General features: G+C 75.8%; 24 protein-coding genes. 12 read left to right on the top strand and 12 right to left on the bottom strand.

The annotated features are described in order from the left end of the window. Nucleotides 1-258 precede the first annotated feature (258 nt). Nucleotides 259-2,715 carry a DEAD/DEAH box helicase gene (locus ACVJO7_RS14240; RefSeq protein ID WP_491673262.1) on the top strand — a complete coding sequence of 819 codons (2,457 nt, stop codon included), beginning with the start codon at nucleotides 259-261 and terminating at the stop codon, nucleotides 2,713-2,715. Between the two features lie 377 nt (nucleotides 2,716-3,092). Here the strand turns inward: ACVJO7_RS14240 and ACVJO7_RS14235 are convergent, their stop codons facing one another. Genes ACVJO7_RS14235 through ssd form a run of 7 tightly spaced genes read right to left on the bottom strand, consistent with a single transcriptional unit; the run spans nucleotide 3,093 to nucleotide 7,981 of the window. Continuing rightward, entirely contained in the window at nucleotides 3,093-3,527 is a 435-nt protein-coding gene (locus ACVJO7_RS14235) for an Rv3654c family TadE-like protein (RefSeq protein ID WP_491673261.1), read from the bottom strand. After that, nucleotides 3,524-3,928, bottom strand: coding sequence for a TadE family type IV pilus minor pilin (locus tag ACVJO7_RS14230; RefSeq protein WP_491673260.1), 405 nt, complete (start codon nucleotides 3,926-3,928; stop codon nucleotides 3,524-3,526). The genes ACVJO7_RS14235 and ACVJO7_RS14230 overlap by 4 nt, the downstream gene beginning before the upstream one ends. A 28-nt stretch (nucleotides 3,929-3,956) precedes the next feature. After that, complete coding sequence (locus ACVJO7_RS14225; RefSeq protein WP_344023292.1) at nucleotides 3,957-4,151, bottom strand: DUF4244 domain-containing protein; 195 nt, start codon at nucleotides 4,149-4,151, stop codon at nucleotides 3,957-3,959. Nucleotides 4,152-4,207: 56 nt separating this feature from the next. Beyond that, on the bottom strand, nucleotides 4,208-4,924 hold the full coding sequence (locus ACVJO7_RS14220; protein WP_491673259.1) for a type II secretion system F family protein: 717 nt from the start codon (nucleotides 4,922-4,924) through the stop codon (nucleotides 4,208-4,210). After that, entirely contained in the window at nucleotides 4,921-5,754 is an 834-nt protein-coding gene (locus ACVJO7_RS14215) for a type II secretion system F family protein (protein WP_491673258.1), read from the bottom strand. The genes ACVJO7_RS14220 and ACVJO7_RS14215 overlap by 4 nt, the downstream gene beginning before the upstream one ends. Continuing rightward, complete coding sequence (locus ACVJO7_RS14210; RefSeq protein WP_344024966.1) at nucleotides 5,748-6,899, bottom strand: TadA family conjugal transfer-associated ATPase; 1,152 nt, start codon at nucleotides 6,897-6,899, stop codon at nucleotides 5,748-5,750. Before ACVJO7_RS14210 ends, ACVJO7_RS14215 begins: the two co-directional genes overlap by 7 nt. Next, on the bottom strand, nucleotides 6,896-7,981 hold the full coding sequence (gene ssd, locus ACVJO7_RS14205) for a septum site-determining protein Ssd (protein ID WP_491673257.1): 1,086 nt from the start codon (nucleotides 7,979-7,981) through the stop codon (nucleotides 6,896-6,898). The genes ACVJO7_RS14210 and ssd overlap by 4 nt, the downstream gene beginning before the upstream one ends. A 468-nt stretch (nucleotides 7,982-8,449) precedes the next feature. Here ssd and ACVJO7_RS14200 point away from each other — a divergent pair, with 468 nt between their 5' ends. Then, complete coding sequence (locus ACVJO7_RS14200; protein WP_491673256.1) at nucleotides 8,450-9,391, top strand: HAD family hydrolase; 942 nt, start codon at nucleotides 8,450-8,452, stop codon at nucleotides 9,389-9,391. On the opposite strand, the gene ACVJO7_RS14195 is transcribed toward ACVJO7_RS14200, so the two are convergent. Both ACVJO7_RS14195 and ACVJO7_RS14190 read right to left on the bottom strand, forming a co-directional pair. Then, nucleotides 9,372-9,839 carry a GyrI-like domain-containing protein gene (locus tag ACVJO7_RS14195; RefSeq protein WP_344024960.1) on the bottom strand — a complete coding sequence of 156 codons (468 nt, stop codon included), beginning with the start codon at nucleotides 9,837-9,839 and terminating at the stop codon, nucleotides 9,372-9,374. The two genes, ACVJO7_RS14200 and ACVJO7_RS14195, sit on opposite strands and share 20 nt — an antisense overlap. Before the next feature lie 452 nt (nucleotides 9,840-10,291). Further along, nucleotides 10,292-11,044 (bottom strand): oxidoreductase, encoded by a 753-nt coding sequence (locus ACVJO7_RS14190; protein WP_491673255.1) that lies wholly within the window; start codon nucleotides 11,042-11,044, stop codon nucleotides 10,292-10,294. Nucleotides 11,045-11,376: 332 nt separating this feature from the next. Here ACVJO7_RS14190 and acs point away from each other — a divergent pair, with 332 nt between their 5' ends. The 7 genes from acs (at nucleotide 11,377) to ACVJO7_RS14155 (ending at nucleotide 18,542) form a co-directional block, all read left to right on the top strand. Continuing rightward, nucleotides 11,377-13,359: an acetate--CoA ligase gene (gene acs, locus ACVJO7_RS14185; RefSeq protein WP_491673254.1), complete on the top strand. Its 1,983-nt coding sequence runs from the start codon at nucleotides 11,377-11,379 to the stop codon at nucleotides 13,357-13,359. Nucleotides 13,360-13,430: 71 nt separating this feature from the next. After that, nucleotides 13,431-13,859 carry an alternative ribosome rescue aminoacyl-tRNA hydrolase ArfB gene (gene arfB / locus ACVJO7_RS14180; RefSeq protein WP_491673253.1) on the top strand — a complete coding sequence of 143 codons (429 nt, stop codon included), beginning with the start codon at nucleotides 13,431-13,433 and terminating at the stop codon, nucleotides 13,857-13,859. Nucleotides 13,860-13,951: 92 nt separating this feature from the next. Continuing rightward, nucleotides 13,952-14,467, top strand: coding sequence for a phage holin family protein (locus ACVJO7_RS14175; protein ID WP_491673252.1), 516 nt, complete (start codon nucleotides 13,952-13,954; stop codon nucleotides 14,465-14,467). A 73-nt stretch (nucleotides 14,468-14,540) separates the two neighbouring features. Next, nucleotides 14,541-15,419: an alpha/beta fold hydrolase gene (locus ACVJO7_RS14170; RefSeq protein ID WP_491673251.1), complete on the top strand. Its 879-nt coding sequence runs from the start codon at nucleotides 14,541-14,543 to the stop codon at nucleotides 15,417-15,419. A gap of 105 nt (nucleotides 15,420-15,524) precedes the next feature. After that, nucleotides 15,525-16,784 (top strand): phosphoribosylamine--glycine ligase, encoded by a 1,260-nt coding sequence (gene purD / locus ACVJO7_RS14165; protein WP_491673250.1) that lies wholly within the window; start codon nucleotides 15,525-15,527, stop codon nucleotides 16,782-16,784. A 232-nt stretch (nucleotides 16,785-17,016) separates the two neighbouring features. Beyond that, entirely contained in the window at nucleotides 17,017-17,229 is a 213-nt protein-coding gene (locus tag ACVJO7_RS14160; RefSeq protein ID WP_344024948.1) for a hypothetical protein, read from the top strand. A 128-nt stretch (nucleotides 17,230-17,357) separates the two neighbouring features. Next, nucleotides 17,358-18,542, top strand: a complete 1,185-nt coding sequence (locus tag ACVJO7_RS14155; protein ID WP_491673249.1) for a pyridoxal phosphate-dependent aminotransferase — start codon at nucleotides 17,358-17,360, stop codon at nucleotides 18,540-18,542. Between the two features lie 18 nt (nucleotides 18,543-18,560). Here the strand turns inward: ACVJO7_RS14155 and ACVJO7_RS14150 are convergent, their stop codons facing one another. Next, nucleotides 18,561-19,757 carry a threonine aldolase family protein gene (locus tag ACVJO7_RS14150; RefSeq protein WP_491673248.1) on the bottom strand — a complete coding sequence of 399 codons (1,197 nt, stop codon included), beginning with the start codon at nucleotides 19,755-19,757 and terminating at the stop codon, nucleotides 18,561-18,563. A gap of 119 nt (nucleotides 19,758-19,876) precedes the next feature. On the opposite strand from ACVJO7_RS14150, the gene ACVJO7_RS14145 reads away from it, so the two are divergent. Genes ACVJO7_RS14145 through ACVJO7_RS14135 form a run of 3 tightly spaced genes read left to right on the top strand, consistent with a single transcriptional unit; the run spans nucleotide 19,877 to nucleotide 22,790 of the window. Beyond that, a complete protein-coding gene (locus ACVJO7_RS14145) occupies nucleotides 19,877-20,461 on the top strand; it encodes a TetR/AcrR family transcriptional regulator (RefSeq protein ID WP_491673247.1) in 585 nt (194 codons plus the stop codon). A 53-nt stretch (nucleotides 20,462-20,514) separates the two neighbouring features. Further along, on the top strand, nucleotides 20,515-21,933 hold the full coding sequence (purB, locus tag ACVJO7_RS14140; RefSeq protein WP_491673246.1) for an adenylosuccinate lyase: 1,419 nt from the start codon (nucleotides 20,515-20,517) through the stop codon (nucleotides 21,931-21,933). Further along, nucleotides 21,930-22,790 (top strand): phosphoribosylaminoimidazolesuccinocarboxamide synthase, encoded by an 861-nt coding sequence (locus tag ACVJO7_RS14135; protein WP_344024938.1) that lies wholly within the window; start codon nucleotides 21,930-21,932, stop codon nucleotides 22,788-22,790. Before purB ends, ACVJO7_RS14135 begins: the two co-directional genes overlap by 4 nt. A 115-nt stretch (nucleotides 22,791-22,905) precedes the next feature. On the opposite strand, the gene ACVJO7_RS14130 is transcribed toward ACVJO7_RS14135, so the two are convergent. Continuing rightward, nucleotides 22,906-23,475 carry a flavoprotein gene (locus ACVJO7_RS14130; protein WP_491673245.1) on the bottom strand — a complete coding sequence of 190 codons (570 nt, stop codon included), beginning with the start codon at nucleotides 23,473-23,475 and terminating at the stop codon, nucleotides 22,906-22,908. Between the two features lie 42 nt (nucleotides 23,476-23,517). Continuing rightward, the gene (locus ACVJO7_RS14125) at nucleotides 23,518-24,468 is read right to left on the bottom strand and encodes a sugar-binding transcriptional regulator (RefSeq protein WP_491673244.1); all 951 of its coding nucleotides are present in this window, start codon (nucleotides 24,466-24,468) and stop codon (nucleotides 23,518-23,520) included. Between the last annotated feature and the right edge of the window lie 155 nt (nucleotides 24,469-24,623).

Here is a 24,623-nt window from a genome sequence, read left to right as displayed (position 1 = left end):
GCCCGGGCGGCGTTCGCCGCAGGCCGGGTTGGTGCAGTGTAGGAGTGTGTCCGATCGCTCAGTGGGAGAGGGATCACAAGAAGTAACGATCTGCCGGAAGTGATCAATCCCACACGAGTCGTGATGCAATCCGGGAACTCGCAGATCGCAAGCGGTGCAACGGGACCCGCCGGGTGGCCGGACCGCGGGCCGGGGCCCGGTGCGGGGCGGGGGTGCCGGCCTGACGTCGTTCGAACGGATGTGCCAACCTGGTCGGCCGTGGAGGCGACCGGGAATCGTGCGGACGGGTCCCGGCGCGGGGTCGAGCTGCTGCGCCGGGTGCTCAGCGGCTCCGGAGCCGACCCGGGGCGCGCCGAGCGGGCGATCGCAGGACCGGACCAACCGCCCGTCCCGGACGAATCCGGCCACGACGACCCGCTCCGGCACGTGCTGCGCACGCCCGCCCGGCCGGGGCGCACCGCCGACTGGCCGGACTGGACCCCGGAGCACCTGCGCCGGGCGTGGGCGCGACGCGGCGTGGACCGCCCGTGGACGCACCAGGCGGCGGGCGCGGAGCTGGTGCGGTCCGGCACCGACGTGGTCGTCGCGACCGGCACGGCGTCCGGCAAGTCGCTGGTCTACCAGCTCCCGGTGCTGGCCGGGCTGACCGAGGACCCGCGGGCGACCGCGCTCTACCTGGCGCCGACGAAGGCGCTGGCGGCCGACCAGCTGCGGTCGCTGGACGGTCTCGCCCCGGACGGCGTGCGGCCCGCGTCGTTCGACGGGGACACCCCGATGGAGGAGCGCGACTGGGCCCGCCGGCACTGCCGCTGGATGTTCTCCAACCCGGACATGCTGCACCGCTCGCTGCTGCCCCGGCACGGCCGCTGGTCGAACTTCCTGCGCCGGCTGCGCTACGTGGTGGTCGACGAGTGCCACACCTACCGGGGGGTGTTCGGCTCGCACGTGGCGCTGCTCCTGCGCAGGCTGCTGCGGCTCGCCGCCCGCTACGGTGCCCGGCCGACGATCGTGCTCGCCTCGGCGACCGTCGCCGGGCCCACCGAGTTCGGGTCCCGGCTCACCGGTCGCGACGTCGTCGCCGTCACCGACGACGGCTCCCCGCACGCCGGCCGCACCGTCGCCTTCTGGGAGCCGCCGCTGCTGCCCGAGATCACCGGCGACAACGGGGCCCCGGTCCGCAGGCCGGCCGGCGCCGAGGCCGCCCGGATGCTCGGTGACCTGGTGCTGGAGGAGGCGCGGACGCTGGCGTTCGTGCGGTCCCGCCGGTCGGCCGAGCTGACCGCGCTGGGGGCCCGGCGGCAGGTCGCCGAGATCGCCCCCGAGCTGGCCGACCGGATCGCCGCCTACCGCGGCGGCTACCTGCCGGAGGAACGGCGGGCGCTGGAGGCGGCGCTGATGTCCGGCGAGCTGCTCGGGGTCGCCACCACCAACGCCCTCGAGCTCGGCGTCGACATCTCCGGGCTGGACGCGGTCGTGCTCGCCGGGTTCCCGGGTACCCGCTCGTCGTTCTGGCAGCAGGCCGGCCGGGCCGGGCGGGCCGCCGACGAGGCGCTGGTCGTGCTGGTCGCCCGGGACGACCCGCTGGACACCTACCTGGTGCACCATCCGCAGACGCTGCTCGGCGCGCCGGTGGAGAGCTGCGTGCTCAACCCGGTGAACCCCTACGTGCTGGCCCCGCAGCTGGCCTGCGCCGCCGCCGAGATGCCGCTGACCACCGCCGACGTGGACGAGACCTTCGGCGGGGCGCCCGCGGTCGAGGTGCTGGACGCGCTGGTCGAGGAGGGCGTGCTGCGCCGCCGCCCGCACGGCTGGTTCTGGCCGGACACCGGTGCCGCGCCGTCCGCCCAGGTGGACATCCGCGGATCGGGGCTCGGCCAGGTCGCCGTGGTCGAGGCGGCGACCGGGCGGATGCTCGGCACGGTGGACGGCAGCTCCGCGCCCGCCACCGTCTACCCCGGTGCGGTTTACCTGCACCGGGGGGACAGCTTCGTCGTCGACGAGCTGGATCTCGACGGCGGTGTCGCGCTCGTGCACCCGGAGGACCCGGACTGGCGGACCGAGCCGCAGTCGGTGTCCGACGTGACGGTGCTCGCGATGCACTCGGCCCGCCGGTCCGGCCCGGTGCAGGTCTGCTTCGGCGAGACGACGGTGACCAGCCAGGTGGTCGCCTACCGGCGGCGCACCGCGGACGGCACGGTGCTCGACCAGACCCCGCTCGACCTGCCGCCGCAGAGCCTGGACACCCGCTCGGTCTGGTACACCGTCGACCCGGACGCGCTGGCGGCGGCCGGGATCGACGACGCCCGGCTGCCGGGTGCGCTGCACGCCGCCGAGCACGCCGCGATCGGCCTGCTGCCGCTGTTCGCGATCTGCGACCGCTGGGACATCGGGGGCCTCTCCACGGCCCTGCACCCGGACACCGGGCTGCCCACGGTATTCGTGCACGACGGCCATCCGGGAGGTGCGGGGCTGGCCGAGCGCGGGCACGCGGTGCTGGACCGGTGGCTGGCCGCGACCCGCTCGGCGGTCGCCGACTGCGAGTGCCGCACCGGGTGCCCGTCCTGCGTCCAGTCGCCGAAGTGCGGCAACGGCAACAACCCGCTCGACAAGGCCGGGGCGGTGCAGGTGCTGGACCTGGTGCTCGCGGCGCTCGCGGACGGCGGCGCGGCGGATGCCCCGGATGTGGCGGCCGCCACCGATCGCGGCGGTCGCTGACCCGCGCTCGTCGGGGCGCCACCGGCCCGCCCGTCGGGGGCGTGAGCGGGCCGGCGGCGACCACCAGCGACGGTGCCGGCGGGGGGCGCATGGCGCGCTCCGGCTCCGTCGCGGTCTGGGGAGCGAGGCCGCTGTGCCGGGGGCGGACCGGACCCTGCCCTGCCCCGCGACGACTCCCAGTAGGCCGCAGTGCGGGATCCGTGACCAGACCCGGGCCGCGCGACGTCGGTGATCGGTCAGAGCGCGACGACGAAACGACCCCGGAGGCAGGCGTTCGTCGTAACCGGACGTGATTGGGTCGTGCTCCACTGTTACCCGTCCGTTCATCCGGAGCCGCCAACCGTTCACCGAGACCCCGGTCACCCGCGGCGGGGCGGTCACCGGGACCCCCCGGTCCCCGGGCGATCGTCGAACGGTGCCGGGCCGGCTCGTGCCCGCGCGGTCGCCGGGCCGTGCACCGGCAGCAGCCCGGCCCGCTGCACCTGGGTCCCGACCAGCACGTCCCAGCCGTCGAGGCGGCATCCGGTGAGCTCGGCGCCGTTGCGGACGGCGATGTCGGCGGCCACCCGGCAGGCGCCCTCGGTGCCGTCGACGGATCGGCCGGCGGCGGCCAGTGCGGCGAGATCGGCCGCGGCCGCCGCGACCTGGCGGGCCCGGATCGCCGCGCCGACGTCGACGCAGACCGTCGCGGTCAGCAGCAGGGCCGCGGCGGCCGTCGCCGCCCAGACCGATGCGATCCCGCGGTCGTCGCGCCGGAGCCGGCCCAGCCGGGCGGCCACGGTGCGGCCGGGCCGCCCGGCCGGGCCCGTCATCGCGTGCCCACCGGCCCGGTGGGGCGGGCGCCGGACGGGAACCACGTACCGGACGGCCCATCGCCGGCGGCCCCGCCCGGACCGCCCGCGCCGGACGCCCCCGCACCCGGCTCCAGCACCGCGACCGCGGAGGCACCGACGGTGACCGGCAGCAGCCGCACCGGGCGGGCCCGCACGCTCGCCACCACGGTGTCGCCGTCGATCCGCAGCTCGGACTCCGCGCCGGACGGCGCGAGCGCCACGACGGCGGCCCGGCCGCGTTCGACGTCGCCCCGCGCGGCCTGGCGGACCAGCTCGCGGGCCGCGTCGGCGCAGCGGACACCCGCCCCGACAGCGGCCACCGCGGCGACGGCGGCCGCCGTCACCAGCACCAGCGCGCCGAGCGCCAGCGCCGCCTCCACGGTGACCGCGCCGGCGTCGCCGTGCGGATCAGAACGTCGTCGACAGCGCACGTTGCACGATCCCGGTCAGCGCGGTCAGCACGTCCCCGCCGCTGACGACCGCGTAGAGCAGCGCGGCGAACGCGGCCGCCGCGACGGTGCCGACCGCGTACTCGACGGTGCTCATGCCGTCGTCGTCGTGGGCCAGCGCGGCCAGCCGGCCGCGCAGTTCGGAACGGGTCATCGGTCTCTCCCTCGTCGGGGACCCGCGACGTGCGGGCCCGGTCGCCGCCCGATGGGTCACCACCGGGCGATCACCTCCCCGGCCAGCCCGATCACGACCGGCACGATGCCGAGGACCAGGAAGGCGGGCAGGAAGCAGAGCCCCAGCGGGGCGGTGATCCGGACCGCGGCGCGCTGCGCACGCTCCTCGGCCAGGTCGGTCAGCGCCGCCCGCAACCGGACGGCCTCGGCGGACGCGGCCCTGCCGAGTGCGGCCCCGGTGCGCGCCGATCGGGCCGCGGCGCGGGCGAACCCGGCGAGCTCGGGGCAGCCCGCGGCGGCCGCCCACGCGTCGTCCGCGGTGCCGCCCAGGGCGAGCAGCCCGGCGACCCGGCGCAGCGCCGAACCGGCCGGACCGGCGAGCCGGTGGGCCGCGGCGCCCACCGCGTCCGGGACGGTCAGGCCGGCGGACAGACAGGTGGCGAGCAGGTCCCAGGCGGCAGCCAGGGCGGCCGGGTCCGCCGCGGCGGACCCGGCCGCCGCGGGGGCCGGTGCCCGCCGCAGGACGACGAGCAGCGCGGCGCCCGCCGCGACCCCGGCCACCACCCCGGTGACGCCGCCGACGGCCCAGCCCAGCGCGGCGCCCGCGGGCACCGGAACGGCGAGCACCACCGGGCGGGCCACCGGGAGCCGGGGCGGCCCCGGGTCGCGGACGGCACGCAGCCGCCCGGCCGCCGGGCGCACCCCGCCCGCCACCAGCGCCGCCGCGGCCAGGCCGAGCGCCGCCGCGATCACGACGGCACCGCCGCGCGCAGGATCCGGTCCGACCACGCGGCACCGCAGATCGTGAGCAGGACCCCCAGCACCAGCAGGCCCGGCCCGTGCCATCCGGTGCGGAGCACGGTCAGCGGGGCGATCCCCATCAGCTGCCCGAGGCCCGCCCCGGCGAGCGGCAGCGCGGTCAGCACGGCGGCGGTGGCCCGCGGCCCGGCCAGCTGCGCCCGCACCCGCGCACCGTGCGCGATCCGCCACCGGAGGTCGTCGAGGAGCTGGGTGAGCAGCCCGGCGAGCGGTGCGCCGTGCCGGTCGGCGAGCTCCCAGGCCGCCGCCATCCGTGCGACGTCGCGGCCCGCCGGACCGGTCGCCGCCCGGTGCAGCGCGCCCGGGACCGGCTCGCCGATCCGGGCGGCGGCCGCGGCCGGCTCCAGCACGCCGCGGGCGAGCGGCCCGTCCTGCGAGCACCCGGCGAGCGCCGCCGCCGGATGCGCACCGGTCCGGATCTCGTCGGCGATCCGGGCGAGCGCGTCGGCCAGCTCGCCGGCCGCCGCGACGGCCCGCTCCGCCCGGCTCCGGGCCGCGCGCCGCCGCCGGGTGAACCAGGCGGCACCCACCGCGCAGGCCGATCCGGCCGGGCCGAGCAGCACCAGCCCGCCGAGCCCGGCGAGCAGGTACCCGGCCGCGGCCGCGGGCACCGGCCGGCGGGCCCGCCGGGCCCGGCCGGGGCCCAGCCCGTGCAACCGCCGCCCGGCCCCGCACCCGGGCAGCCCGGTCACGGCGCAGGCGAGCAGCAGCAGGACCGGGACGGCCCGGGCGGGGGAGGGCAGCGCACTCAGCGCACTCAGCACGGCACCCACCCCCCGCGCTCACGGATCAGGGCGCGCAACCGCTCCGCACCCGGGCCCGGCCCGCCGGACCGGGTCCACGCGGCGGCGACCTGCGGGCCGCCGTCGTCGTGCAGCACCCCGATCTCGTGCAGCTCCCGGCCCGCGCCCGGGCGCCTGCGCATGTGCAGCACCACCTGGACCGCCGCCGTGAGCTGGCCGTCGAGCGCCGCGGGCGGCATCCCGCCGAGCCCGGCGAGCGCCCGCATCCGGGCCGGGATCTCGCGCACCGAGTTCGCGTGCACGGTGCAGGCGCCCCCGTCGTGACCGGTGTTCATCGCCCCGAGCAGGTCGGCGACCTCGGCGCCCCTGACCTCGCCCACCACCAGCCGGTCCGGCCGCATCCGCAGCGCCTGCCGGACGAGCTCGCGCAGCGGCACCCCACCGGAGCCCTCGATGTTCGGCGGGCGCGCGACGAGCCGCACCACGTGCGGGTGCCGGGGGCGGAGCTCCTCGGCGTCCTCCACGGTGATCATCCGCTCGCCCGGGTCGACCGCGCCGAGCAACGCATTGAGCAGGGTCGTCTTCCCGCTGCCCGTACCGCCGCCGACCAGGACGGCGAGCCGGGCGGCGACGACCGCTCGCAGCAGGGCCTCGCCGGTCGCGTCGAACGTCCCGCTCCGGCGCAGCGCGGCCAGGTCGTGGCTCGCCGGGCGCAGCACCCGGAGCGAGATCGCCGTCCCGGCCGCGGCCACCGGCGGGAGGACCGCGTGCAGCCGGACCCCGCTGTCGGCGAGCCGGCCGTCGACGCAGGGGCTGGCGTCGTCGAGCCTGCGCCCGGCTGCCAGCGCGAGCCGCTGCGCGAGGCGGCGCACGGCGGCCTCGTCCGGGAAGGTGACGGCGACCCGGCGCGGCCCGTCGCCCCGGTCCACCCACACCGCGTCCGGCGCGGTGACCAGCACGTCGGTGGTGGCCGGGTCGCGCAGCAGCGGATCGAGCGGACCGGCCCCGGTGAACTCCTGGCGCAGCGACCGCAGCGCGGCCAGCACGTCCATGTCGGACGCGACGCCGCCGGACTCGGCCCGCACCGCCGCGGCGACCGCGGCCGGGCCGGTCTCGCCGCCGGCGTCGGCCAGCCGGGCCCGGACCCGGTCGACCAGCGGGTTCACGACGCCCCCCGGTGCGCGACGTCGAGCGCGCCGAGCCGGTCCCGCAGCACGCGGGCCGCGACCGACAGCGCACCGCGGCCCGCGCCGGGGACGCGGCCGCGCTCCAGCGCGCCCGCCAGGCCGCGCGCCGGGCGCATCGCGTGCAGCAGCGGCAGGCCGAGGCAGGACGCGACCTCGCCGGGGGTGATGCCACCCGGCGACGGCCCGCGCACGACGAGCTCGACCACCTGCGCGTGCTCGGCCAGCACGTCGGCCACCCGGCACGCGGCGGCGCCGGCCCGCAGCGTCGCCGGCACCAGCAGCACCGTGAGATCGGCGGCGGCGACCGCGGTGAGCGCCGCGTCGGTCGGGTAGCGGGGGACGTCGCAGACGACCGTCCCGCCCGCCCGGCGCCCGGCGTCGAGCACGGCGCCGACCGCGGCGGGCTCCGGGCCGTGCGGGGAGCGCGCACAGGACAGCACGGACAGCTCCGCCCGGCCGGAGACCACCCGGGGCAGCGCGCCGCGCAGCGATGCGGCCTGCACCCGGCCGTCGCCGACGGTGAGCCCGGGCCAGCGCAGCCCGGCCTCCTCCTCGATGCCGGCCAGCAGGTCCAGCCCGCCACCGAGCGGATCGCAGTCGACCAGCAGCGCGGCGCTCCCGGCGCGGGCGGCCCCGACCGCGACGGCGGTGGCGAGCACCGAGGCGCCCGCGCCGCCACAGCCGCCGACCACCGCGAGCACCCGGCCGGGCGCCCCGCCGGCGCGGTCGCGGACGTCGGCGAGCATCCCGGCCAGCGCCGCCTCCCCGGCGGGCAGCTGGACCACCCGGTCCGCGCCGAGCGCGACGGCGGCCCGCCAGTCCTCGGCGGCCGGTTCGCCGGTCACCACGATCACGACGGAGCCGCGGCGCCCGAACCCGGCCTCCCGGCAGCGCACCGCGCCGGCCCGGTCGAGCAGCACGGCCGGGGCCCGCGCCCAGGCCCGCCGGGCGTCGGCGGCGTCGACCGCGCGCTGCGCCTCCATGTCGGCCGCCGCGGCGATGCGCAGCAACGCGTCGAGCAGATCCGGGTCGTCGGCCACGACCAGACAGCGCCGGTCCATCCCCGCCGCACCTCCCACCGGCCCGCCGGTGCGGGCCCCGGTACGAGCGTGCGGTGCCGCGGCGCCGCCGGACCGGCGATGTGTCCGCCTGTGGACAACCTGGGGAGAACCGGCCGTCCTGTGGATGGCGGGTGGCCCGGGGAGCCGCGATCGGCTACCACCCTGGTCCGCTCAGAGGACGGCCCCCGCCAGGGGGGATTGGCGGGGGCCGTCTGTCGGTTCAGCCCCGGGGGGTCGAGCTGAACCCGCCCGGACCACGTCCGAGCTCACACAACTGTAGCCGGAATCGTGCTGTCCCGCCCATACCCCGCCTGTGGCCTGCGCCGACCGGTTCCGGCGGCGGCGCGCCGGAGGGGTGCAGGAGGGTGAACCGGGCGGGTACCGGTGAGCGCGTCCGGATGACGGTCCGGCCCCGGCCGGAGGGGGCGGCGGTGCGCGGCCGGTCGCCCACCGGGCAGGCTGGTGGACGTGTCCGACGCGCCCACCAGCACCGCCGAACCCGCCCCCCAGGCCGTCTTCCTCGACCTGGACAACACGATCATCGCCGGATCGAGCGCGCTGGCGTTCGCCAGGACATTCGCCCGGCACGGGCTGGTCGACCGGGCCACCGTCGCCCGCGGCGCGTGGGCGCAGCTGCTGCTCGTGCTCGCCGGCGCCGACGCGTCCACGATGGACACCTTGCGCCGACGGATGGTGCTGATCTGCCAGGGCTGGGAGGTCGAGCGCGTCCGGGCGATCGTCGCGGAGACGCTGCAGGAGGTGATCGGCCCGCTGGTGTACCCGGAGGCGGTGCGCCTGATCGAGCGGCACCGTGCGCAGGGAGCCGAGATCGTGCTGCTGTCGGCGTCCGGCCTGGAGGTCGTCGAGCCGATCGCGGAACTGATCGGCGTCGACCGCTTCCGGGCGACGACCATGCGGACCGAGGACGGCCGCTACGCCGGCGACATCGACTTCTACTGCTACGGCGAGGGCAAGGCGCAGGCCGCCCGGGAGATCGCCGCCGAGCTCGGGCTCGACCTGGACCGGTGCGCCGCCTACACCGACTCGATCACCGACCTCCCGCTGCTGGAGGCGGTCGGCAGGCCGGCCGTGGTGAACCCGGACCGCGAGCTGCGGGCGATCGCCCGGGAACGCGGCTGGCCGGTGCTCGGGTTCGTCCGGGCCGCGTCACGCCGGGACCGGCTGTTCCGGCTGCGGGACCGGCTCGCCGACCGCTTCACCCCCGGCGGAGCCGGCCGGGGTTCCGCCGCCGGCGGAACCGACGGCCGGGCCGCGGTCCGGCCGCCCGCACCGGCCGGTCGCCGGACCCGGATCGCGGCCGCGACCGGTGCCGGGCTCGCGGTGCTCGCGGTGGCCGGGATGGCCAGGGGACGACGGCGCCCCCGGCCGCTCATCCGACCGGCCAGTTGAGCTCGGTGCGCAGGTCGGCCGGGTCCATGTCCGGCGTCGGCTCGGTGAGGTAGACCTCCCAGAACGTGCCGCCCGGGGTGAGGCCCTGCGCGGTGATCCACTCGCCGAGCCGCTGCCAGGCGGCGCCGAGCCCGTCGAACGACCCGGCGTGCACGGACCGCGCCACCCGGCCGCCGGGCAGCTCGCCGGCGAGCACCTCGCCCTCGGCCTGCACGGCCCGGTCGGTCGGGAACCCGGCCTCCAGATCGAACTGCTCGCCGGGTAGCCCGTGGTAGAGCCCGAACGCCGGACCGACGACGGTGACGCCCTGCGCGGCGACGGTCCGCGGGAGCACCCCGAACGCCCGGTCGTAGAACGCGGGCAGCTCCGGCGCGGGCACCACCCCGCGCACGACGGCCGTCACGGCCGCCTCGGTGGTGATCAGCTGCGGTTCGCCGGTGGTGGTCATCGCTGTGCCCTCTCGTCGGTGGCCCGTTCGCCCTGTCCGACCGCCCGGACGGACGGAACTCATCGGCCGCGACCGCCGTCCGGTGCGTCGTCGCCGCGCGGGCGGGTGATCCGGCCGGTCACGGATCGCTGCTGAACCGGTGCACCTGCGCGCGAGGGTTGCCCGACGGGCCCGACAGGTCTAGGAACGGGGTCACGGACCCCGGTCAGGCCAGGGGCGGTTCGGAGGAGAAGAACCCGTCTCCCCCGGCCGGGCTCCGTACGCGTGAGCCGGGCACTCCACGCCGAGCACGCCGCGGGAGGCATGTCGTCGTGGGCCTGCGTACCGGGACGCCGGGCGCCGAGGCCGTCGTACACGACACGTAGTGCACGCCAGGAACCCGGACCGCGCGTCGGGTCGGGCGGTGTCCCCCAGGGGACGCCGCCCGGCTCACTGTCCGGGCCGATCAGCTGTCAGACCGACTGGGCCGCCGCGATCGAGAGGCCCTCCCGGCCACCGGCCTCCCACTCCGTGCACAGGTGCACGATCCAGCGGGCCACCCCGTCGGCGGTCCCGGACCCGAACGCCTCCGCCGCCTCCCGGTACTCCGCGGGCCGGCGCAGGAACCCCACCTCCGGCACCGACAGGCCGCGCGGGTCCAGGCCGGACGACATCGCCGTCAACCGGGCGGCGGCGCGGGCGACCACCCCGTCCGCGGTACCGAACGGGCGCAGCGTCAGCAGCTCGCCGTGCACCACCGCGACCAGCACCGGGGCCGGCACCGAGGTGCCGCCGCCGAGCAGGTCGGCGAGCCCGCCGAGCCGGGCCGACGCCCCCGGCCGCGGCCGCCCCAGCAGCGCCTCGTGCTCCTCGGCCGGCACCAGATCGGTCGCCGCGAGCACGTGCAGGCGGGCCAGCGCCTGCAGCGGCGCCCGGCCCCACACCTCCAGCAGCCGAGCGCGTTCGTCGGCGATCCGGACCGCCCCGGCCAGCACCGGATCGGACACGTGATCGGCGGTCGCGGGCCGCAGCGGGGCACCGTCCAGCGCGGCCGACGACCGGGCGGCACGCAGCGCGGCCTCGGCGGCCGTCGCGGGCCAGCCGCGCCGGTTCACCGGTCGGTTGTGCACCTCGGTGGTCGCGTCCCGCGCCCGGGCGACCGCCTCGGGCACGCCGGGCAGGCCGGTGAGCGGGGCCAGCGGGTCGTCGGTCGGGGGACGGGCCATGCGTGTCATCGTCGCAAGCGGTGCCCTACTCTCGGGTACCGGCTCTCCCACCCGGCTCCGTACGCAGTGGACCGTTCGTCGTCCGCCGGTCGGCCGTCCGTCGGCCGCCGGTCCGCGGCCTCGCCGATGCGCCGTGGTCGTCGTCGGCCTGTCGCAACCCCGATGACCTGGGACGACGCCGCCGCCCGCCGGTCGGTGCGGAAACCACCCGTCCCGTCGGACGGTGCACGGCGCCATCCGGTTCACTAGCGTCGTGACGCACACGTGCGCACCCTGGTGGGTACGCAGGCCGAGAGGCCGGAATCACGCCGCGTCAAGGAGGACACGAGGACATGGCCGAGTCCGAGAAGAGCTCAGGAACCAGCTCAGCACTGAGCGCACTGTCCACCGAGAGCCGCTCGTTCCCGCCGCCCGAGGAGTTCGCGGCTCAGGCCAACGCCACCGCCGAGTGGTACGAGCGCGCCGAGTCCGACCGCGACGGGTTCTGGGCGGAGCAGGCCGACCGCCTGCACTGGACCAAGCGCTGGGACACCGTCCTGGAATGGGAGGCACCGTTCGCGAAGTGGTTCGTCGGCGGCGAGCTGAACGTCGCCTACAACTGCGCCGACCGGCACGTCGAGGCCGGCAACGGGGACCGGGTCGCGATCCACTGGGAGGGCGAGCCCGGCGACTCCCGCACCATCACCTACGCCGACCTGCAGCGCGAGGTCTCCAAGACCGCGAACGCGCTCGCCGCGCTCGGCGTCGGCAAGGGCGACCGGGTGGCGATCCAGCTGCCGATGATCCCCGAGGCGGTCTTCTCGATGCTGGCCTGCGCCCGGCTGGGCGCGCTGCACAGCGTCGTCTTCGGCGGGTTCTCGCCGGGCGCGCTGAAGGCCCGGATCGAGGACGCCGAGGCGAAGCTGCTGATCACCAGCGACGGCCAGTACCGGCGCGGCAAGCCGGCGCCGATGAAGGAGAACACCGACGAGGCCGTCGCGGGCACCACGATCGAGCACGTGCTCGTCGTGAAGCGCACCGAGACCGACGTCCCGTGGACCGACGGCCGCGACGTCTGGTGGCACGACGCCGTCGACTCGGCCTCCGACCAGCACACCCCGGAGTCGTTCGACTCCGAGCACCCGCTGTTCATCCTCTACACCTCGGGGACCACGGGTAAGCCGAAGGGCATCCTGCACACCTCCGGCGGGTACCTGACGCAGTCCGCGTACACCCACAACGTCGTGTTCGACCACAAGCCGGGCGAGAGCGTCTACTGGTGCACCGCCGACATCGGCTGGGTCACCGGGCACACCTACATCGTCTACGGGCCGCTGGCGAACGGCGCCACCCAGGTGATCTACGAGGGCACCCCGAACACCCCGCACGAGGGCCGGCACTGGGAGATCGTCGACAAGTACGGCGTCACCATCTACTACACGGCGCCGACGCTGATCCGGACGTTCATGAAGTGGGGCGAGGACATCCCCGCCAAGTACGACCTGTCGTCGCTGAAGGTGCTCGGCACGGTCGGCGAGCCGATCAACCCCGAGGCCTGGATGTGGTTCCGGGAGAAGATCGGCAAGGAGCGCTGCCCGATCGTCGACACCTGGTGGCAGACCGAGACCGGTTCGCAGATGATCGCCCCGCTGCCGGGCGTCACCGCGACGAAGCCGGGCTCGGCGATGCGGCCGCTGCCCGGCATCTCGGCGACCGTGGTCGACGACTCGGGCACCCCGGTCGGCAACGGCGAGGGCGGCTACCTGGTGCTCGACCAGCCGTGGCCGTCGATGCTGCGCGGGATCTGGGGCGACAACGAGCGCTACCGCGACACCTACTGGTCCCGGTTCGCCGAGCAGGGCTACTACTTCGCCGGTGACGGCGCGAAGTACGACGACGACGGTGCCATCTGGCTGCTCGGCCGGGTGGACGACGTGATGAACGTGTCCGGGCACCGCATCTCCACCACCGAGGTGGAGTCGGCGCTGGTCAGCCACCCCACGGTGGCGGAGGCCGCGGTCGTCGGCGCGTCCGACGAGACCACCGGGCAGGGCATCGTCGCGTTCGTCATCCTGCGCGGCAGCGCGGCGAAGGACGGCGGCGAGGACGCCATCAAGGCGCTGCGCGACCACGTGTCGAAGGAGATCGGCCCGATCGCGAAGCCGCGCCAGATCATGGTCGTCGAGGAGCTGCCGAAGACCCGCTCCGGCAAGATCATGCGCCGGCTGCTGCGCGACGTGGCCGAGAACCGCGAGGTCGGCGACGTCTCGACGCTGGCGGACTCGTCGGTGATGGATCTGATCTCCACCGGCATGAAGGACTCCAAGGAGGAGTGACCCCGCAGCGGTGACCCGGCGGCCCCGGCGCGATCGTCGCGTCCGGGGCCGTCGGTGTCACCATGCCCGTCGTGGACTCCGACGGGATACGGGTGCGGCGCGGCCTCGTCGTGCCCGAGCGGGAGTTGTCCTGGCGGTTCTCCCGCGCTTCCGGGCCGGGCGGGCAGGGCGTCAACACGACCGACTCCCGGGTCGAGCTGTCGTTCGACCTGGCCGGCTCGCCGAGCGTCCCGGAGGACCTGCGGGCACGCGCGCTGGAGCGGCTGCGGAACCGGCTGACCGGCGGCGTCCTGACGATCGTCGCCGCCGAGCACCGCAGCCAGCTCCGCAACCGGGAGGCCGCCCGCGCGCGACTCGCCGCCGTCCTGGGGGAGGCCACGGCCCCCGAACCGCGCACCCGGCGGCCCACCCGTCCCACCGCCGGGTCGAAACGCCGCAGGCTGGACGCGAAGAACCGGCGGGGGCAGATCAAGAAGCTGCGCGGCCGCCCGGACGAGTGAGGAGCCGGGACCGGCGTGGCGCGGGCGAGCGGGCGATGGTCCCCCGTGGCACGATGGCGGCTCACTGATCGCCGAGCGCAGGAGGGAAGACGGTGGCCAGCAACAGCCAGTCGGGCAACGCGGAGGTTCCGCCGGTCCTGCCCTCGATCCCGCTCTCCCCGGAGCCGGGGCCGCGGGACGCGTCCCTCGGGGCGCTTGCCAAGGACGTCACCACGCACCTGTCCACGCTGGTCCGGTCCGAGGTCGAGCTGGCCAAGGCCGAGGTCACCGCCGAGGTGAAGAAGGGTGTCCAGGGCAGCGTCTTCTTCGTGATCGCCGCGGTGATCGCGCTGTTCAGCCTGTTCTACCTGTTCTTCACCCTCGCCGAGTTACTGTCGCTGTGGCTCAACCGGGCGGCCGGGTTCGGCATCACGTTCCTGGTCATGCTGCTGCTCGCCGGGCTGTTCGGCTTCCTCGGCTACCTGCGCGTCCGCAAGATCCGCAAGCCGGAGCGGACCATCGACTCGCTGAAGGACTCCGCCCAGGTGCTGTCCCAGCGCGGCCGCGGCGGTGACAACGTGCGCGAGCTGACCGACGGCCCGTCCGGACGGCACGCCGCAGCGGGCTGACCCCCCGGTGGGCCGCGACGGGCCGGCCGATCCCGCGTTGGTGCGGATCGACGGTCCGTGGACGCATCGTGCGGTGTCGGCCAACGGCATCCGGATCCACGTGGCCGAACACGGCCCCGCCGACGGCCCGCTGGTCGTGCTGCTGCACGGCTTCCCCGAGTTCTGGTGGACCTGGCGGCACCAGCTGCGCGCGCTCGGCGACGCCGGCTTCCACGCCGTCGCCCCCGACCTGCGCGGCTACGGCGACACCGACAAGCCCCCGCGCGGCTACGACCTCTGGACCCTCGCCGGTGACTGCGCCGGCCTGATCCGGGCGCTGGGGGAGCGGCGGGCGCACGTCGTCGGGCACGACTGGGGTGCGGCGATCGCCTGGAGCGTGACGGCGCTGCACCCGCGGCTGGTGCGTTCGCTGACCGCGCTCGGCGCCCCGCACCCGGTGACGATGCGGGACGCGGTGCTGCGCGATCCGCTCGGTCAGGGCCGGGCCAGCCGGTACATGGCGGGCTTCCAGGTCCCGCGGCTGCCGGAGCGCTCGCTGCGCGCCGGGAACGGCGCCCGGGTCGGGGCGATCATGCGCGCCTGGGCCGGGCCGGAGTGGGTGACGACCGCGGACTTCGCCGGTGCGGTGGCCCGGAACCGGGAGGCGATCCGGATCTCCACCGTCGCGCACTGCGCGCTGGAGTACTACCGGTGGGCGGTGCGGTCGCTGTTCCGCCCGGAGGGCCACCGGTTCGCCCGCGCCGTGTCCGGCCCGGTCGGCGTCCCGGTGCTCCAGGTGCACGGCGCCGACGATCCCTGCGTGCTGGACACCACGATGCGCCGCACCCGCCGGTTCGCCGGTGCCGGGTTCGACCACCACGCCCTCCCGCGCACCGGGCACTTCCCGCAGCAGGAGCGCCCGGAGCGGGTCACCGGGCTGATCCTGGACCGGCTGGCCGGCACCCCGGGCTGAGCCCGTCCCCGGGCGTCGGGAGCACCCCGGCCCGGACGGCGCTCCCAGCACCCGGACCGATGCCGGTGGCGCGGCCCCGGACATGCGCAGATACGCTCGACGACCGTGCGAATCCTGGTCGTGGGAAGCGGCGCGCGCGAGCACGCCATCGCGGTGTCCTTGGCGCAGGACCCGGGGGTGACGGCCCTCGCCTGCGCCCCGGGCAACGCGGGGACGGCGGCGGTCTCCGAGCAGCTGGGTCTGGACGTGGCCGACAACGACGCCGTCGTGTCGGTCGCCCGGACCTGGCAGGCGGACCTGGTCGTCATCGGACCCGAGGTACCGCTGGTAAACGGTGCCGCCGACGCGGTCCGGGCCGCGGGGATCCGGTGCTTCGGCCCGGGCCGCGAGGCGGCCCGCATCGAGGGCTCGAAGGCGTTCGCGAAGTCCGTGATGAGCTCGGCCGGCGTGCCGACGGCGTCCTCGGTGGTGGTGGACAACCCCGCGCACCTGGACACCGCGCTGAGCGTGTTCAGCCCGCCGTACGTGGTGAAGGACGACGGCCTGGCCGCCGGCAAGGGCGTCGTCGTGTCCGACGACATCGAGATCGCCAGGGCGCACGCGCTGGGCCTGCTCGACGCGGGCCATCCGGCGCTGCTCGAGTCGTTCCTGGACGGCCCGGAGGCGTCGCTGTTCTGCCTGGTCGACGGTTCCACCGTGGTGCCGCTGCTGCCGGCGCAGGACTTCAAGCGGGTCGGCGACGGCGACACCGGCCCGAACACCGGCGGTATGGGCGCCTACTGCCCGCTGCCGTGGGCCGACGCCGACCTGACCGACGAACTGGTGGAGAAGATCGTCCGGCCGGTCGCGGTCGAGCTGGAGAAGCGCGGCGCCCGGTTCTCCGGACTGCTCTACGCCGGTCTCGCGCTCACCTCGCAGGGCCCGGCGGTGATCGAGTTCAACTGCCGCTTCGGCGACCCGGAGACGCAGGCGGTGCTGGCGCTGCTGCGCACGCCGCTGGCCGGGCTGCTGTACGCGACGGCGACCGGGACGCTCGCCGAGCAGCCGGCGCCGGAGTGGTCGGACGGATCCGCGGTGACCGTCGTCGTCGCCGCCGAGGGCTATCCGGCGACCCCGCGGCTCGGCGACGTGATCACCGGCGCGGACGGCGAGGGCGTGCTGCACGCCGGCACCCGGCGACGGGACGACGGCGCGGTCGTGTCCTCCGGCGGGCGGGTGCTGTCGGTGGTCGGGACGGGCGCCGATCTGGCCGCCGCGCGGGCCGACGCGTACGCGCGGCTGGCCCCGGTCCGGCTCGCCGGATCGCACCACCGGACCGACATCGGGCTCAGGGCCGAGCGCGGCGAGGTCCACATCCCGGGATGATGTTGCCGGGAGGTTACCGCCGTATGGCTTAGTGACCTTGCTCTAAATGGAGTAACAAGCCGATTGACCAGGACGATCTTGTCCAGGCCCTGGTCGTTGCCGCGGGCCGTGTAGAAAGATCTTGAACACGGTGTAAATCCGGACATCATGGTTTGATCGATCCGGTGCGGGGCGGAATCGTTCCGTGTCACGGGGGCACAGCCGGTGCCCTCGAGACACAGGAGGATCCATCATGGCCAACGCTCCCCAGCCGGCCCGTCGTCGTCGCGCCCTGACCCTGGTCGGTGCCGCGATCGCCGCCCCGCTCGCCACCCTGGCGTTCACGGGCTCGGCCCAGGCCGCCGAGCTGACCCCGGTCGCCGAGTACCTCGACGCCGCGGTCGCCGACACCAGCGCGCAGATCGGTGCCGCCCTCGACGAGCTGGGCCTCGCCGCGGCGGAGTGACACCGCGCGGGTTCTGCCCCTCACGGGGCGGGCTCCCGGCCCGCGCACCGGTGTGATCCGGGCCCGGCACCCCCCACGGCGGCGGAGGTGCCGGGCCCGGCGCACGTCCACCGGCCTACCCTCGACCGGTGACCGGATCGACCGCCTCCCAGCTCACCGTCGCCGCCCGGGCCGCGGTGGCCCCGTTCCACGTGATGGACGTCTGGGCGGCCGCCGCGCAGCGGGCCCGCACGCACGGCGACCTGATCAACCTCTCGGCCGGGCAGCCGTCGACCCCGGCGCCCGAGCCGGTCCGCCGGGCCGCCGCCGAGGCGCTGAACTCCGAGGTGCTCGGCTACACCGTCGCCCCCGGCATCCCGGAGCTGCGCGCCGCCGTGGCCGGCCACTACCGGCGGACCGCGGGCGTGACCGTCGACCCGGACGACGTCGTGCTGACCACCGGCTCGTCCGGCGGATTCCTGCTGGCCTTCCTCGCCGCGTTCGACGCGGGCGACCGGGTCGCGCTGGCCCGGCCCGGCTACCCCTGCTACCGCAACATCCTCACCGCGCTGGGCTGCGAGGTCGTCGAGCTGCCGTGCGGGCCGGCGACCCGGTTCCAGCCGACCGTCGCGATGCTGGAGGCGCTCGACGCGCCGGTGAAGGGCCTGATCCTGGCCAGCCCGGCGAACCCGACCGGCACCGTGCTGGAGCCGGCCGAGCTGGCGGCGCTCGCGTCGTACTGCGAGGGCCGCGGGATCCAGCTGGTCAGCGACGAGATCTACCACGGCATCACGTTCCCCGGCTCGCCTGCGACGGCCTGCGCCTGGGAGACCTCGCGGGAGGCGCTGCTGGTGAACTCGTTCTCCAAGTACTTCTCGATGACGGGCTGGCGGCTGGGCTGGCTGGTCTGCCCGCCGCGGCTGCGCCGCACCGTCGAGGGCCTGGCCGGGAACTTCACCGTCTGCCCGCCCGCGCTGCCGCAGCACGCCGCGCTGGCCGCGTTCGACGAGGCGAGCTACGCCGAGGCGGACGCGCACGTCGTCCGGTACGGGCACAACCGGGACCTGCTGCTGGCCGGGCTGCGCGGGATCGGGATCGACCGGCTGGCACCGGCCGACGGCGCGTTCTACGTCTACGCCGACGTCGCGCACCTGCTGCGCCCCGGCGAGGACTCGATGGCGCTGACCTACCGGCTGCTCGACGAGACCGGGATCGCGGTCGCGCCCGGGCCGGACTTCGATCCGGTCGACGGCGGGGGCTACCTGCGGTTCTCCTGCGCCGGGACGTCCGAGGGGATCACCGCGGCGCTGGACCGGCTGCGCGCCTGGGTGTGACCGGCCGGCCGGCGCTGGTCAGCCCAGTGCGGTGCGCGGCGTCTGCTCCGGCACGTCGCGGGAGCGGCCGAGATGGGCCGGCGGCGCCCCCGGCGACCCGGTGCTGGCCGGGCCGACCTCCCCGATCCGGTCCAGGGCGGCGGCGATGTGCCGCTCGGTGACGTCCCGGTGGGTCATCAGCCGCAGCTTCCCGGCGATCGCGCCGGCGCGCACCCCGGCCTCGCGGAACGCGGCGATCGTGCCGCGCAGGTCGGCCACGTCGAGCAGCACGATGTTGGTCTGCGGCTCCCGGACCCGCCAGCCGCGTTCGCGCAGGCCCGCGGCGAGCGTGGTGGCCAGCGCGTGGTCCTCGGCGAGCCGGTCGACGTCCTCCAGGGCGACCAGCCCGGCCGCGGCCAGCACGCCACCCTGCCGGACGCCGCCGCCCAGCATCTTGCGCAGCCGCCGGGCCTGCTCGGTGAACTCCGCCGATCCGGCGACGACCGACCCGACCGGGGCGCCGAGACCCTTGCTCAGGCAGACCGCGACGGTGTCCGCGCCGACCGTGAGCGCGCCGGGCGGCACGCCGAGCGCGACGGCGGCGTTCCACAGCCGGGCGCCGTCGAGGTGCACCGAGAGCCGGGCGGCGCGGGCGGCCGCGGCGACGGCCGCGTGCTCCTCGGGCGCGGTCACCGTGCCGCCCGCCGAGTTGTGCGTGTTCTCCAGGCAGAGCAGCGTCGGCCGGAGCGCGGCGTAGGAGCCGTTGTCGGCGGTGTCCACCGCGGCCCGTCGCACCGCGTGCGGGGTGATCTTGCCGGGACCGCCGTCGTGTGGCAGCGGCCGCGGCATCCCGCCGGCCAGCCAGGCGGCCGTCCCGAGCTCGAAGTCGAGCACGTGCGCGCCGAGCGGGGCCAGGAACGACTCGCCACGGCCGAGCCGGCTCATCAGCGCGATCAGGTTCGCCATCGACCCGGTCGGCGTCCACAGCGCGTCGGTGGCGCCGAGCAGGCCGGCGACCCGCTCCTCGAGCTCGCGCATCGTCGGATCGCGGTCGAGCACGTCGTCGGCGACCTCGGCGGCCGACATCGCCTTGCGCATCGCGGGCGTCGGTGCGGTCACGGTGTCCGAGCGGAGGTCGATCGGCTCGGCCGGATCCACCGCGGGGGCGCCGCGCAGTGGGCTTCGCGAGGCTCGGCGGCTGCGAGGTGACGGGCGCACGCCCTCAGTGTCGGTCATCCGCGTCCGGAGCGACACGGCAGGGTCACGAAAAGGTCACGGATGACGCCCTCACCTGGGAGAGGAGACGCGGGGCAACTCACTCGAAAGAATGCCGCCGCGGCAGGCAGGATGACCCCATGGCGGCCCCCGGTAAACAGACGGAGAAGGGTGAGCGGCGGCGCGCGCTGCTCGTCGCGGCAGCTGCCGAGCTGCTCGCGGAGGGGGGCTTCGACGCGATCCGGCACCGTGCCGTCGCCGAGCGGGCCGGGGTGCCGCTGGCCGCGACCACCTACTACTTCTCCTCGCTGGAGGACCTGGTCGGCGCCGGCCTGGACCGGCTCGGCCGCGAGGAGCTGGCCGACGCGCGCCGCTGCCTCGACATCCGGGACGACCCGGCCGAGATCGTGCTCGACCTGCTGCTCGGCCCGCGCTCGCGGAACGAGGGACTGGGCGCGGTGCTGCGCCGGTTCGAGCGGCTGATCGGCTCCGGGCACCGGCCGTTCCTGGCCGGGCTGCTGCGCGCCCAGCGGGTCGAGTTCGACTCCCTGCTCGACGAGGCGCTCACCCGCACGGCGGGCCGCCGTCCGCGGCCGGGCGAGGTGCGCCGGGTGACCGCGCTGGTCGACGGCATGGTGCTGACCGCCCTGATCGAGGCCGAGCAGGATCCGCGCGGGGTGGCCCGCCACGCGTTGCGCGAGGCGATCGGCGAGCAGTCCGTGTGAGCCGGGGCTCCCGCCCGCCCCACCCGTCCGACCAGCGATTATCATCGCGCCACGTGATTCCCAACGTGCTGGCCGCGCGCTACGCGAGTCCCGAGCTGGTCCGGCTCTGGTCCCCCGAGTACAAGATCGTGCTGGAGCGACGGCTGTGGATCGCGGTCCTGCGCGCCCAGCGTGACCTGGGCATCGAGGTGCCGTCGTCGGTGATCGACGACTACGAGGCCGTCGTCGAGCAGGTCGACCTGGCCTCGATCGCCGATCGCGAGCGGATCACCCGGCACGACGTGAAGGCCCGGATCGAGGAGTTCAACGCCCTCGCCGGCCACGAGCACGTGCACAAGGGGATGACCAGCCGGGACCTCACCGAGAACGTCGAGCAGCTGCAGATCCGGCTGTCCCTGGAGCTGGTCGCCGACCGCACGGTCGCGGTCCTGGCCCGGCTCGGCCGGCGCGCCGCCGAGTACGCCGAGCTGGTCATGGCCGGCCGCAGCCACAACGTCGCCGCGCAGACGACCACGCTGGGCAAGCGCTTCGCCTCGGCCGCCGACGAGCTGCTCGTCGCGCACGCCCGGCTCGACGACCTGCGCTCGCGCTACCCGCTGCGCGGCATCAAGGGCCCGATGGGCACCAGCCAGGACATGCTGGACCTGCTCGACGGCGACCCGGCGAAGCTCGACGAGCTGGAGCAGCGGGTCGCGACGCACCTCGGGTTCGCCGAGGCGTTCACCAGCGTCGGCCAGGTCTACCCGCGCTCGCTGGACCACGACGTCGTCACCGCGCTGGTGCAGCTCGCCGCGGCCCCGTCGTCGCTGGCCACCATGATCCGGCTGATGGCAGGCGCCGAGCTCGCCACCGAGGGCTTCGCCCCGGGGCAGGTCGGGTCGTCCGCCATGCCGCACAAGATGAACGCGCGTTCCGCGGAACGCATCAACGGCCTGATGACCATCCTGCGCGGACTCTCGGTGATGACCGCGGACCTGGCCGGCGCCCAGTGGAACGAGGGCGACGTCAGCTGCTCCGTCGTCCGCCGGGTCGCCCTGCCGGACGCCTTCTTCGCGCTCGACGGCCTGTTCGAGACCACGCTGACCGTGCTCGACGAGTTCGGCGCCTACCCGGCGGTGATCGCCCGCGAGCTGGACCGCTACCTGCCCTTCCTCACGACGACCGCGGTGCTGATGGCCGCCGTGCGGGCCGGGGTCGGCCGGGAGACCGCGCACGAGGTGATCAAGGAGCACGCGGTCGCCGTCGCGCTGGCGATGCGCGAGCAGGGCCAGGCCGACAACGACCTGCTCGCCCGGCTCGCCGCCGACGACCGGCTCGGGCTCCCCGCCGGCACGCTCGACGGGCTGCTCGACGATCCGCTGCGCTTCACCGGGGCGGCGGCCGCGCAGGTCGCCGCGGTCACCGAGCGGATCGCGGCGATCACCGCCAAGAACCCGGAGGCGGCCGCCTACACCCCCGGAGGGATCCTGTGAGGCTGATCCACTCGGGCAAGGTCCGCGAGCTCTACCTCGACGAGTCGGTGGACCCGGCGGAGCTGCTGCTGGTCGCCTCGGACCGGCTCTCGATCTACGACGTGGTGCTCCCGACCCCGGTCCCGGACAAGGGCGCGATCCTCACCGCGCTGTCGCTGTTCTGGTTCGACCGGACCGCCGATCTCGTCCCCAACCACGTCATCGGCACGCACGACATCCCGGCCGCGTTCGCCGGGCGGGCGGTGCGCTGCCGCCCGCTGGACATGCTGCCGGTGGAGTGCATCGCCCGCGGCTACCTCACCGGGCTGGGCCTGAAGGAGTACCAGAAGGACGGCACCGTCTCCGGCGTGCGGCTGCCGGACGGCCTCGTCGAGGGCTCCCGGCTGCCCGAGCCGATCTTCACCCCGACCACCAAGGCGGCGGTCGGCGAGCACGACGAGTTCATGACCTTCGACGACGTCGTCGCGCTGGTCGGCGCGGACACCGCCGAGCGGCTGCGCGCGCTGACCCTGGAGGTCTACCGGCGCGGCGCCGAGTCGGCCGCCGCCGGCGGCATCCTGGTCGCCGACACCAAGCTGGAGTTCGGCCGGGACACCGACGGCGAGATCGTCCTCGGCGACGAGGTGCTCACCCCGGACTCGTCGCGGTTCTGGCCCGCCGACTCCTACCAGCCCGGGCGCCCGCAGTTCTCCTTCGACAAGCAGTACGTGCGCGACTGGTCGGCCGGCCTGGACTGGGACCGCACCGCGCCCGGCCCTGAGGTGCCCGATGACGTGGTGAAGGTCGTCCAGGACCGCTACGCCGAGGTGTACCGGAGGATCACCGGGACGGCCTGGGAGTCGCCGGTCACCGGCTGAGGCCTCCTCCGGCGGGTGTGGTCGCGTGACACCCGCGGAGGACCTCCACCACGAGCGGGTCATCGCGGTGCCCGAAACGGTGGGCCGACCCGGACCGACCGTCCGGGTTCGACGGTCAGATGCGGCCGTCGAGTGCGTGCTCGGTCGCGGCCAGGATCGTGTCCCACGGGAGCGGGCGGTTCGCCGGTGCACGTCCCGGCTCGTGGAGTTCCCAGACTCCGGGCCCTTCGATCAGCCGCACCCCCGCGGCCCGCAGCGTGGCGAGGTGGCCGGGCCAGGCCGGATGGCGGGTGTGTGCGGCGTTGACCCTCGGGAACACGACGAGCGGGATCGCCGGGTTGCCGAGCAACTCGCACAGCAGGGTGAGTGCCTGGCTGTCCCCGATGCCCAGCGCCAGCTTCGCGACCGAGTTCGCGCTGGCCGGGGCCACGACACAGCAGTCGAGGGGAGGATGGGGGCTCCGCTGGCCGGGGAGCCGGGGGCTGGTCCGCACCGGGAGCCCGGCCGCATCCTGCAGCGTCGCCAGCTCGTCCGAGCCCGCCGGCCAGGATCCGGCGGTCGGCGTGAGCGTGACGGCCACACCCCAGCCTCGGGCCCGGGCCGGCCGGACGAACGACTCGCCGACGGTCTCGACACCGCCCGCCGCGCATCCGACGAGCCCGACCACCGGCCCCGATGCACGCATCGGCTCACGCTACCGCGCAGCCGCGCCCCGGCCGGCGCCGTCTCACCCCCCGCCCAGCGCCTCCAGCAGCGCCCGCGCCGTCGGGGCGTCGGTGGCGAGCCGGTTGAACAGCCCCGCCCGCGCCCCGCCGACGATGCTCGGCACCTTCTCCGCCCCGACGGCCACCGCGATCGTCCGCGGCACCTTCCGCAGCTCGTCGGGGGAGATCCGGACCATCCGGTCGCTGCCCGGGAACGCGATCTCGCCGCCGTCGGCGCGGTAGAAGTTCAGGCACACGTCGCCGGCGCCGGCGCGCAGCCCCTCGTCGTCCAGCGGGACCGAGGTGGAGATCGACTCGCGCCCGGCCGGCGGCGCCCCGACGCCGACCAGCGCGGCCTGCGCCCGGCCCCAGAACCCGGTGACCCGCCGGAACTCGGGGTCCTCGGCGAGCGTGTGCCGCATCGCCGGTGACGGCATGGCCTGGGTGAACAGGAAGTGCGGGTGCGCCTGCATCCGTTCGGCGAGCGCCCGGGTGATCTCGTTGGTCTGATGCCACGCCTCCGGCTCGGCGACGCCGCCGACGGTCGGCACGATCTCGCAGCCGGGGAACGCGGGCAGCGCCTCGTGGCTGATCTCCCACATGGTCCGGCCGGAGGACACCAGCAGCACGTCGCCGGGGGCGAGCGCGGCCTCGCGCAGCGCCTCGCCGACCGGCTCGGCGAGCGCCGGGCCGAGCGGGTCCGCCGTGTACGGCGCCAGCCACACCCGCTCGACGCCGAGTGCCGCGGCCAGCCGGACCGCGTCGTCGCCGCCGGTGGCCAGGGTGTCCGGGTCGTGCACGGTGATCCGGACGATGCCGACCCGCCGGGCCTCGGCGAGCAGCCGGGACACCGTCGGCCGGGACACCGTCAGCCGCTCCGCGATCGCGGCCTGGTTGAGGTCGTCGAGGTAGTACAGCCGCGCCGCCCGGTGCATCAGGGCCAGGTCGCGGCGGGTGAGCCCACGCGGCGCCATCGCCGGTTTCCCTTCGTCGTGGCCGATCCTGCCGCACCACCGTACTGCACGTTTGTTCATCCTGGAACCGATGTGTTGACGGATGTTCACAACAGAACGCATGCTCAGAACCAGCGTTCATGCAGAGATCCGCATGGCACCAATGGAGGTTCTGC

This window comes from Pseudonocardia sp. DxW, assembly GCF_058448985.1.
This window is presented reverse-complemented; position numbering and strand designations above follow the sequence as displayed.

What these genes read in the sequence shown, in the direction of transcription:
- ACVJO7_RS14235 (WP_491673261.1), bottom strand. Translation starts at nt 3,527, where the DNA reads ATGACGGGCCCGGCCGGGCGGCCCGGCCGCACCGTGGCCGCCCGGCTG.
- ACVJO7_RS14225 (WP_344023292.1), bottom strand. Translation starts at nt 4,151, where the DNA reads ATGACCCGTTCCGAACTGCGCGGCCGGCTGGCCGCGCTGGCCCACGAC.
- ssd (WP_491673257.1), bottom strand. Translation starts at nt 7,981, where the DNA reads ATGGACCGGCGCTGTCTGGTCGTGGCCGACGACCCGGATCTGCTCGAC.
- ACVJO7_RS14195 (WP_344024960.1), bottom strand. Translation starts at nt 9,839, where the DNA reads ATGACCACCACCGGCGAACCGCAGCTGATCACCACCGAGGCGGCCGTG.
- ACVJO7_RS14190 (WP_491673255.1), bottom strand. Translation starts at nt 11,044, where the DNA reads ATGGCCCGTCCCCCGACCGACGACCCGCTGGCCCCGCTCACCGGCCTG.
- acs (WP_491673254.1), top strand. Translation starts at nt 11,377, where the DNA reads ATGGCCGAGTCCGAGAAGAGCTCAGGAACCAGCTCAGCACTGAGCGCA.
- ACVJO7_RS14160 (WP_344024948.1), top strand. Translation starts at nt 17,017, where the DNA reads ATGGCCAACGCTCCCCAGCCGGCCCGTCGTCGTCGCGCCCTGACCCTG.
- ACVJO7_RS14150 (WP_491673248.1), bottom strand. Translation starts at nt 19,757, where the DNA reads ATGACCGACACTGAGGGCGTGCGCCCGTCACCTCGCAGCCGCCGAGCC.
- ACVJO7_RS14145 (WP_491673247.1), top strand. Translation starts at nt 19,877, where the DNA reads ATGGCGGCCCCCGGTAAACAGACGGAGAAGGGTGAGCGGCGGCGCGCG.
- ACVJO7_RS14130 (WP_491673245.1), bottom strand. Translation starts at nt 23,475, where the DNA reads ATGCGTGCATCGGGGCCGGTGGTCGGGCTCGTCGGATGCGCGGCGGGC.
- ACVJO7_RS14125 (WP_491673244.1), bottom strand. Translation starts at nt 24,468, where the DNA reads ATGGCGCCGCGTGGGCTCACCCGCCGCGACCTGGCCCTGATGCACCGG.